An 8743-nucleotide genomic window follows, 5' to 3' on the forward strand; every position below is an offset into this window, starting at 1 on the left:
GGCCGTCGCCCATGCGGGCGCCGATCACCTGGTGCTGGCGCTCGAGAGCCGCGCGGCGCTGGCGGCGATGCACTACGAGCTCGAGGCCGGCCGCGCGCTCATGGCCCGCTTCGATCTCACGACCATCGTGCTGCTGCATGCCGAGAGCGCGCAGCGCTTCCACACGCGCAATCCCTTCGCCTCGGGCGGCGTCTACGAAGACCCCGCGACCGGCGCCGCCACGGCCGCGCTGGCGGGCTACCTGCGCGATATCGACTGGCCGCACGGCGGCGCGATCGACGTGGTGCAGGGCGAGGACATGGGCATGCTGTCGCGCCTGCATGCCGACATCCCGGCTGCACCCGGCAGTTCGATCCGCGTCTCGGGCACCGCGCGCATCATGCGGGACTGACCCGAACACGAACACACAAGCTTCAAGGAAAGACGACGACATGCTCAACATCTGGGGCCGCATCAGCTCGATCAACGTGCGCAAGGTGGTGTGGTGCGCGCAGGAACTCGGGCTGGACTTCCAGCGCACCGAGGCCGGCGGCCGCTTCGGCGTGGTGCAGACCGAGGAGTACCTGGCACTGAATCCCAACGCCATGGTGCCCACCATCGACGACGGCGAGGGCGCGGAGCGCGTGGTGCTCTGGGAATCGAACGTGATCGTGCGCTACCTCTGCGCCAAGTACTCGCACGGCGCCTTCTACCCGGCCGACCTGCCCGCGCGCTTCGACGCCGAGCGCTGGATGGACTGGCAGCAGACCACGCTCAACCGCGCGAGCCGCGATGCCTTCGTGCAATGGGTGCGCACGCCGCCGGCCGAACGCCAGCCGGTGCTGATCGAGGCCTCGGTGCGCGAGAGCGAAGCGCTGTTCGGCCTGCTCGACGCCCACCTCGCGCGCCATCCCTACATCGCCGGCGAGCGCTTCACGATGGCCGACATCCCGATCGGCTGCGAGGCGCACCGCTGGTTCAACCTGCCAGCCGCCGAATACCGCCGGCCCGGCTGGCCGAATGTCGAGCGCTGGTTCAACGACCTGCTCATCCGTCCGGGCGCGCGCGGCGTGCTCGATCTCCCTCTCGAGTAAGAAATGAAAACCCGCCCGTTCAAGCAAGTCGACGTCTTCACCGCCCATCCCTACTTCGGCAACCCGCTGGCCGTGGTGATCGATGGCAGCGAGCTCGACGATGCGGCCATGCTGCGCTTCGCGCAGTGGACCAACCTGTCCGAAACCACCTTCCTGCTGCCACCCACCGACCCCGCGGCCGACTACCGGGTGCGCATCTTCACGCCCGGCGGCGAGCTGCCGTTCGCGGGCCATCCCACCATCGGCAGCTGCCATGCCTGGTTGCAGGCCGGCGGCAAGCCCAAGGCCTCCGGCCAGGTGGTGCAGCAATGCGGCGCGGGCCTGGTGCCGCTGCGGCGCGAGGGCACGCGGCTGGCTTTCGCGGCGCCGCCGCTCAAGCGCAGTGCGCCGAGTCCCGCGCTGCTGGCCAAGGTGGCCGGCGCGCTGGGCCTGAAGGCGCAGCAGGTGATCGCCGCGCAGGTGCTCGACAACGGCCCGGTCTGGTTCGGCCTGCTGCTCGAGGATGCCGACGCGGTGCTCGCGCTCTCGCCCGACCATCGCGCGCTCAAGGAGCTGGGCGTGAAGGCCGGCGTGGCCGGCGTGCCCACGGTGCACGACACCTCGCTCTTGATCGGCCGCTCGAACCGCGAGGCGCGCGCCTTCGGCAACCGCCCCGCCGTGCCGCTGGACGACGGCGCGAAGATCGACCTCGAGGTGCGCGCCTTCGCCGAGCCGATCGGCGTGCAGGAAGACCCGGTCACCGGCAGCCTCAACGCGGGCCTGGCCGAATGGCTGATCGCCGACGGCCACATGCCCGCGCGCTACCTGGCCGCGCAGGGCCAATGCCTGGGCCGCGCGGGCCGCGTCCACATCGAGCGCGACGCCGAGGGCCGGATCTGGGTCGGCGGCGATGCCGTGACCTGCGTCGACGGCAGCGTCGCGCTCTGAACGGAGACACCGCGATGAATGCCGAAGTCGACCATCTCGTGATCGCCGCCGCCTCGCTGGCCGAGGGCGTGGCGTGGTGCGAGGCCACGCTGGGCGTGGTGCCCGCGCCCGGCGGCGCGCATCCGCTGATGGGCACGCACAACCGGCTGCTGAACGTCGCGAGCGAAGCCTTTCCGCGCGCCTACGCCGAGATCATCGCGATCGAACCGGGCCAGGCGCCGTCGCGCCCGAACACGCGCCGCTGGTTCGATCTCGACGATGCCGAGCTGCAGGCCGGGCTCGCGCAGCACGGCCCGCGGCTGATCCACTTCGTGGCGCGCGTGCCCGATGCACGCACCGCCATCCAGGCCCTGGCGCGCGAGGAGCATGCGCAGATCGATCGCGGCCACCTGCTCGAGGCCTCGCGCGACACCGCGGCCGGCCGGCTCGAATGGCAGATCACGGTGCGCGACGACGGCCAGCGGCTGTTCTACGGTGCGCTGCCCACGCTGATCCAGTGGGGCCCGGTGCATCCGGTCGACGCCATGCCGGCCTCGAGCCTCGCATTGCGCTCGCTGCATGCCACCCATCCGCGCGCGCCGGCGCTGTCGGCCGCGCTCTCGGCCATCGGCCTGCGCGCGCTGCAGGTCGAGGCCGGCGCACCGAACCTCGTGGCCGTGTTCGACACGCCGCGCGGCCCCGTCACCCTGGAATCCCGAGGACTCTGACATGCTGACCCTGACCGAGATCGCCTGGTTCGCCCTCGCTTCGCTGCTGCTCGCGCTCACGCCCGGGCCGAACATGATCTATTGCGTCTCGCGCACCCTGATCCAGGGCCGCCGCGCCGGGCTGATCTCGCTGGGCGGCGTGCTGATGGCCTTCCTGGTGCACCTGTGCGCCGCCGCGCTCGGGCTCACGGCGCTGCTGCTCGCGGTGCCGCTGGCCTTCGACGCGATCCGCTTCGCGGGCGCGGCCTACCTGCTATGGCTCGCGTGGCAGGCGGTGCGCCCCGGCGGCACGGCCCCCTTCGAGGCTCGCGCGCTGCCGGCCGATCCGCCGGGCAAGCTGTTCCGCATGGGCTTCCTCACCAACCTGCTGAACCCGAAGGTGGCGATGTTCTACCTCTCGTTCTTTCCGCAGTTCATCCATCCCGAGCGCGGCTCGGTGCTGCTGCAGAGCCTGCAGCTCGGCGCCGCGCAGATGGCCAGCAGCGCCGTGGTCAACACGACCATGATCGTCGGCGCCGCGAGCATCACGGCCGTGTTGTCGAGAAGCGAAGGCTGGCTGCGCGCGCAGCGTTACGTGATGGGCAGCGTGCTCGCCGCGCTGGCGGTGCGTGTCGCATTGACCGAAAGAAAGTGACCCTCATGCGATTCACCCGCGAAGAAATGGAAGCCGCGCTCGCCACCGTGCACGCGGCCATGCCGCCCACGCCGCAGTACGCCTGGCCGCTGCTCGAGCGGCGCCTGGGCGCGAAGCTGTGGGCCAAGCACGAGAACCACACGCCGGTCGGCGCCTTCAAGATCCGCGGCGGCCTGACCTACTTCGAGACGCTGGCGCGCGAACAGCCCGAGGCGCGCCACGTGATCAGCGCCACGCGCGGCAACCATGGCCAGTCGCTCGGCTTCGCGGCGCGCCGCCATGGCCTGGCCGCGACCATCGTGGTGCCGCACGGCAACTCGGTCGAGAAGAACGCCGCCATGCGCGCGCTCGGCGTCGAGCTGGTCGAGCACGGCGAGGACTTCCAGGCCGCGTCCGAGCATGCGGCCGTGCTGGCCGAGCGCGACGGATTGCACCGCGTGCCCTCGTTCCATCGCGAGCTGGTGCGCGGCGTGTCGACTGCCTACGTCGAGTTCTTCGAGGCGCTGAAGCACGCGCCGCCCGACGTGCTGTTCGTGCCCATCGGCCTGGGCTCGGGCTTCGCGGGCGCGGCGGCGGCGCGCGCGCACTGCGGCGTCGCCACGAAGATCGTCGGCGTGGTGTCGGCCCATGCCACCGCCTACCTCGATTCGTTCCGCGCGCGCCATCCGGTCGAGTCGCCGGTCAGCACGCGCCTGGCCGACGGCATGGCCTGCCGCGTGCCGGTGCCCGAGTCGCTCGAGGTGCTGCTGCGCGAGGCCGACGACGTGATCGCGGTCAGCGACGAGGAGGTCGGCGAAGCGATGCGCATCCTCTTCAGCGATACCCACAACGTGGCCGAGGGCGCGGGCGCCGCCGCGCTGGCCGGCGCGCTTCAGCAGCGGGAACGCTGGCGCGGCAAGACGGTGGGCATCAGCCTGACGGGCGGCAACGTCGACTCGGGCATGTTCGCCGAGGTGCTGGCGAAGGCCTGAGCGGCCGCCGCTCGTCTCTCGCTCTTTTTCAGGGCAGCGGACCGGTGTTCGCGGTGCTCAAGGGCAGGCGCGACACCTCGGCCAGCAGCAGCGCGAGCTGCGCCGCCGCGGCATCGACGACCGCCTGGCCCGCCGGCGCCGTGGCCGCCGCCGCATTGCCCGCCGCGCCCTGCGCGTTGTAGTCCTCGATCGCCCAGCCCAGCTTCGCGCTCCTGCCGTTGCCGAGGATCGCGTAGTCGGCCGCGCGCTGTTCGGAGCTGGAGCGGAAATCCTGTGCCGCATCCATGCGCACCTGACCCGGCGCGAGCGCCAGCATCATCGAGGTCTCGATCTCGCCCGCATGCACGCCGAAGCGGTGCTCGTGCGCGCTGAATTGCGCGCCCGCCTCGCCCAGCGGCAGGTTGAACCAGCTCGCGGAATAGACGATCAGCCCGTGCGCGGCGCGCAGCTCGCGCGCCACGATGTCCATCGCGCCCACGTGGCCGCCATGCGCGTTGAACAGCACCAGCTTCTTCACCCCGGCGCGCGCCACCCCGGCGCCGATCTCGCTCCACATGCGGATCAGTGTCTCGGCCGACAGCGTGAGCGTGCCCGCGAAGCGCGCGTGCTCGGGGCTCAGGCCGATCTGCTGGGTCGGCAGGAACAGCACCGGCAGCTCGGCCGGCAGCAGCGGCAGCGCCGCCGCGACGATGCCGTCGGCCAGCACCGTGTCGACCCCGAGGGGCAGGTGCGGCCCGTGCTGCTCGGTGGCGCCCAGCGGCAGCACCGCCACCGTGGCTGCCACATCGAGCGCGGCGAAGTCGCGCGTGGACAGCTGTGACCAGAAGCGGGGCAGGGATACCGTGGGAGCGTTCATCCGGCGATCTTAGAGCGGTGATTCAATCCACGCGACTTCGCCAACCAACCCAAGGACACCTTCATGGACCTCGAACTCCAGGACCGCCACGTACTCATCACCGGCGGCAGCAAGGGCATCGGCCTGGCCTGCGCGCTCGGCTTCCTGCGCGAGGGCGCGCGCGTGAGCCTGGTGTCGCGCGATCCGGCCAACCTCGAACAGGGCCGCAAGGAGCTGCTCGCGGCCCACGCGCAGGCCGAGGGCCGCGTCTCGCTGCATGCCGCCGACCTCAAGGACCCGGCGGCCGCCCTGGCCGCGCTCGACGCCGCCGAGCAGGCCTTCGGCCCCGTCGACGTGCTCGTCAACTCGGCCGGCGCCGCGCGCCGCACCCCGCCCGACGACCTCACGCCCGCCGCCTGGCACGACGCGATGGACGCGAAGTACTTCAGCTACATCCACATGATCGACCCGGTGGTCAAGCGCATGGGGCAGCGCGGCAGGGGGGCGATCGTCAATGTCATCGGGCAGGGCGGCAAGGTCGCGAGTCCCGTGCACATGGCCGGTGGTGCCGCCAATGCGGCGCTGATGCTGGTCAGTGCGGGGATGGCCGCGGCTTATGCCGCCAAGGGGGTGCGCGTGAATGCGGTGAATCCTGGACTTACGCTGACTGCGCGGCTTGCCGAAGGGATGAAGGCGGATGCGAAGTTGCAGGGTATCGGGACCGACGAGGCGCTGCAGCGGGCTACTGCTCGGCTGCCGCTGGGGCGCATCGCCACGCCGGAAGAAGTGGCGAATACGGTGCTGTTTCTGGCTTCGGGGAAGGCTAGTTATGTGACGGGGGCGATCGTGGCTATGGATGGGGCGGTTACGCCGATGATTTGAATTGCGGTTTGGCGGGCTGGTGTCTTTTTTTGTTGAGGCTGTTGGCCGGGTCTCGCCCCGGCGGGCGAGTCACTTTCTTTTGCTTCGCCAAAAGAAAGTAACCAAAGAAAAGGCGACCCCGCTGTCTGTGTCCCTCCGCTTCGCTACGGGCAACCTGCGGTGCTCGGCACAGCCAGAGGGGACTAGGGTCAACGCGCCGTGGCGCGTCCTTGTGTGTGGGGTGTGTGCGGGCGCGTAAGCCTTGGGTCTTTCACCCAGGCCGAGCAACGCGAAGGCCCGTTGGGTCTTGGTGGCCGAGCGCAGCGACGGCCCGAACCACCCCTCTGGCTGCGCCGAGGAGCGCAGCGTTTCGCGGATAAGGGCTCGCAGCTGTCTGAGCGCAGCGCAGCGGAGCGAGTTCTGCGAGACCCCGCGAAACGCGAGCACCGCAGGTTGCCCCGTAGCGAAGCGAAGGGGTCGCAGACAGTGGGTCGCCTTTTCTTTGGTTACTTTCTTTTGGCGAAGCAAAAGAAAGTGACTCGCCCGCCGGGGCGAGTCCCGGCCAACAGCCTACCCAGAGTAAACACCCCGCCCCAACACATCAAACTTCAAAGCCAGGAAATCAACCAAAGCCCGAACCCGAGCCGCAACAAACCGCCCACTAGGCAACAAAGCATGCAACGGATAAGGCTCCGTCTCCCAATCCGTCATCAGATGCACCAGCCGCCCGGCTTCGATATCCCCGCGCACATCGAGCGCCGACTTCAAGGTCACCCCATACCCCGCCACTGCCCATTCGCGCGCCAGCGAAGCATCGTCCACGCTGCGGTTCCCATCGACCCGCACCTCCGTCCACTGCCCGTTCTGCGCAAAGCGCCAGACCCGATGCAGCCGCCCCCCGCGGTTGAAGATCAGGCAGTTGTGATGCACCAGATCCTGCGGCACCTTCGGCGCCGGATGCCGCCGCAGGTAGTCCGGCGAGGCGGTCAACAAGGGATTGGTCATCGCGAACGGCCTCGCCACCAGCCGCGAATCGGCCAGCGCGCCGTAGCGCAGCGCCACGTCGACCTCGTCGCGCATCACGTCCAGCGGACGGTCGCCGACCGACAGCGACAGCTGCACGCCCGTGTGCAGCGCGAGGAACTCGTCGAACCAGGGCAGCAGGGTGCTGCGCGTGAGGTCCGAGGGCGCGGCCACGCGCAGCGTGCCGACCAGTTCGCCGCGGTCGGCCGTGACCAGCGATTCGCCCTCGGCCAGCAGCTCGAAGGCGCGCCCCGCGTAGTCGAGCAGAGTCTGGCCCTGCGGCGTCAGGCGCATGGCGCGCGTGGAGCGCTCGAACAGCCGCGCGCCGAGCTGCGTCTCGAGCCGCTTGAGCGTGGCGCTGGCGGCCGCCGGCGTGATGCCCAGCGCATGGGCCGCGGCCGTCAGCGTGCCGGCGCGCGCGGTCTGCACCAGTACCCGCAGGTCCGAGGTATTTTCAATCTTCATTTGAAAGTGTTGCTCGCCTAGCCAGTCTTATCAAATCGGGATTGTCGCCCTACATTCGTTTCATCTCCAGATCCGCCACAAAGGAACCGCCATGAAAGCCGTCGGCTACTACCAGCCCCTCCCCATCGACCACCCCGAAGCGCTGCAGGACATCGAGCTGCCCGCGCCCCAGCCCGGCGCGCGCGACCTGCTGGTGCGCGTGAAGGCGGTGTCGGTCAACCCGGTCGACACCAAGGTGCGCAGGAACGCCGCGCCCGAGGCCGGCCAGGCCAAGGTGCTGGGCTGGGACGCGGTCGGCACGGTCGAGGCCATCGGCGCGGGCGTGCAGGGCTTCAAGGTCGGCGACCGCGTCTACTACGCGGGCTCGATCGTGCGCCCCGGCGCCAATTCGGAGCTGCACGCGGTCGACGAGCGGATCGCCGCGATCGCACCGGGCACGCTCGACGATGCCCAGGCCGCCGCGCTGCCGCTGACCACCATCACCGCCTACGAGCTGCTGTTCGACCGCCTGCGCGTGCCCAAGGGCGGCGGCGCGGGCCAGACCCTGCTGATCACCGGCGGTGCCGGCGGCGTGGGCTCGATCCTGATCCAGCTCGCGCGCCAGCTCACGCAGCTGCGCGTGGTCGCCACCGCCTCGCGCGCCGAGACCCGCGCCTGGTGCCTGGAACTGGGCGCGCACCTCGTCATCGACCATTCGAAGCCGCTCGCGGCCGAGCTCAAGGCCGCCGGCATCGCCGAGGTCGACATGGTCGCGAGCCTCACGCAGACCGAGCAGCACTACGCGCAGATCATCGAGAGCCTCAAGCCCCAGGGCCAGCTCGCGGTGATCGACGACATGAAGGTGCTCGACGCGATGCCGCTGAAGACCAAGAGCCTGTCGCTGCACTGGGAAATGATGTTCGCGCGCTCGCGCTTCGAGACGACCGACATCGCCGAACAGGGCGCGCTGCTGGCCGAGGTGGCCGCGCTGGTCGACGCCGGCCGCGTGCGCACCACCGCGAACGCGAGCTTCGGCACCATCAACGCCGCCAACCTGCGCCGCGCCCATGCGCTGATCGAAAGCGGCAAGGCGCAGGGCAAGGTGGTGCTGGCCGGGTTCTGAACGAAGCTCAGCTTCTCCAGCGCAGGCTGCGCACCCGCTCGCGCTGCTCTTCCTCGTGGAAGTGCGCGAGCGAGGGCTTGATGAGGTCGCTGCGCGCCACGATGCCGACCAGCAGGCGCGAATCGGCATCGCGCACCACCGGCAG

Annotated in this window: 10 protein-coding genes; 8 read left to right on the plus strand and 2 right to left on the minus strand. The window is 70.2% G+C overall.

Features of this window, described 5'->3' with window-relative positions; genetic code table 11:
• From AC27VN_RS24070 to AC27VN_RS24095, 6 genes are all read left to right on the plus strand, one after another.
• Positions 1 to 391, plus strand: a 391-nt coding sequence (locus AC27VN_RS24070) for a PhzF family phenazine biosynthesis protein (RefSeq protein WP_490878134.1), incomplete at its 5' end; no start/stop codon positions are given.
• Positions 392 to 431: 40 nt separating this feature from the next.
• Positions 432 to 1073, plus strand: coding sequence for a glutathione S-transferase family protein (locus AC27VN_RS24075; RefSeq protein ID WP_490878135.1), 642 nt, complete (start codon positions 432 to 434; stop codon positions 1071 to 1073).
• Positions 1074 to 1076: 3 nt separating this feature from the next.
• A complete protein-coding gene (locus AC27VN_RS24080) occupies positions 1077 to 2000 on the plus strand; it encodes a PhzF family phenazine biosynthesis protein (RefSeq protein ID WP_490878136.1) in 924 nt (307 codons plus the stop codon).
• A 14-nt stretch (positions 2001 to 2014) separates the two neighbouring features.
• Complete coding sequence (locus AC27VN_RS24085; RefSeq protein WP_490878137.1) at positions 2015 to 2707, plus strand: VOC family protein; 693 nt, start codon at positions 2015 to 2017, stop codon at positions 2705 to 2707.
• A 1-nt stretch (position 2708) separates the two neighbouring features.
• Entirely contained in the window at positions 2709 to 3341 is a 633-nt protein-coding gene (locus AC27VN_RS24090; RefSeq protein ID WP_490878138.1) for a LysE family translocator, read from the plus strand.
• Positions 3342 to 3346: 5 nt separating this feature from the next.
• Positions 3347 to 4312, plus strand: coding sequence for a threonine dehydratase (locus tag AC27VN_RS24095; protein ID WP_490878139.1), 966 nt, complete (start codon positions 3347 to 3349; stop codon positions 4310 to 4312).
• Positions 4313 to 4340: 28 nt separating this feature from the next.
• Here AC27VN_RS24095 and AC27VN_RS24100 read toward each other — a convergent pair whose 3' ends face one another.
• Positions 4341 to 5168 carry a creatininase family protein gene (locus AC27VN_RS24100; RefSeq protein ID WP_422098127.1) on the minus strand — a complete coding sequence of 276 codons (828 nt, stop codon included), beginning with the start codon at positions 5166 to 5168 and terminating at the stop codon, positions 4341 to 4343.
• Positions 5169 to 5231: 63 nt separating this feature from the next.
• On the opposite strand from AC27VN_RS24100, the gene AC27VN_RS24105 reads away from it, so the two are divergent.
• A complete protein-coding gene (locus tag AC27VN_RS24105; RefSeq protein ID WP_490878140.1) occupies positions 5232 to 6029 on the plus strand; it encodes an SDR family oxidoreductase in 798 nt (265 codons plus the stop codon).
• A 549-nt stretch (positions 6030 to 6578) separates the two neighbouring features.
• Here AC27VN_RS24105 and AC27VN_RS24110 read toward each other — a convergent pair.
• Entirely contained in the window at positions 6579 to 7496 is a 918-nt protein-coding gene (locus AC27VN_RS24110) for a LysR family transcriptional regulator (protein ID WP_490878141.1), read from the minus strand.
• A 91-nt stretch (positions 7497 to 7587) separates the two neighbouring features.
• On the opposite strand from AC27VN_RS24110, the gene AC27VN_RS24115 reads away from it, so the two are divergent.
• Positions 7588 to 8598 carry a zinc-binding alcohol dehydrogenase family protein gene (locus tag AC27VN_RS24115; RefSeq protein WP_490878142.1) on the plus strand — a complete coding sequence of 337 codons (1011 nt, stop codon included), beginning with the start codon at positions 7588 to 7590 and terminating at the stop codon, positions 8596 to 8598.
• Positions 8599 to 8743: the final 145 nt, after the last annotated feature.

The organism is Variovorax sp. 20P10.2.4 (genome assembly GCF_058244205.1).

Coding starts and splice junctions, on each gene's coding strand:
- AC27VN_RS24075 (WP_490878135.1), top strand. CDS start 432: ATGCTCAACATCTGGGGCCGCATCAGCTCGATCAACGTGCGCAAGGTG.
- AC27VN_RS24080 (WP_490878136.1), top strand. CDS start 1,077: ATGAAAACCCGCCCGTTCAAGCAAGTCGACGTCTTCACCGCCCATCCC.
- AC27VN_RS24085 (WP_490878137.1), top strand. CDS start 2,015: ATGAATGCCGAAGTCGACCATCTCGTGATCGCCGCCGCCTCGCTGGCC.
- AC27VN_RS24090 (WP_490878138.1), top strand. CDS start 2,709: ATGCTGACCCTGACCGAGATCGCCTGGTTCGCCCTCGCTTCGCTGCTG.
- AC27VN_RS24095 (WP_490878139.1), top strand. CDS start 3,347: ATGCGATTCACCCGCGAAGAAATGGAAGCCGCGCTCGCCACCGTGCAC.
- AC27VN_RS24100 (WP_422098127.1), bottom strand. CDS start 5,168: ATGAACGCTCCCACGGTATCCCTGCCCCGCTTCTGGTCACAGCTGTCC.
- AC27VN_RS24105 (WP_490878140.1), top strand. CDS start 5,232: ATGGACCTCGAACTCCAGGACCGCCACGTACTCATCACCGGCGGCAGC.
- AC27VN_RS24110 (WP_490878141.1), bottom strand. CDS start 7,496: ATGAAGATTGAAAATACCTCGGACCTGCGGGTACTGGTGCAGACCGCG.
- AC27VN_RS24115 (WP_490878142.1), top strand. CDS start 7,588: ATGAAAGCCGTCGGCTACTACCAGCCCCTCCCCATCGACCACCCCGAA.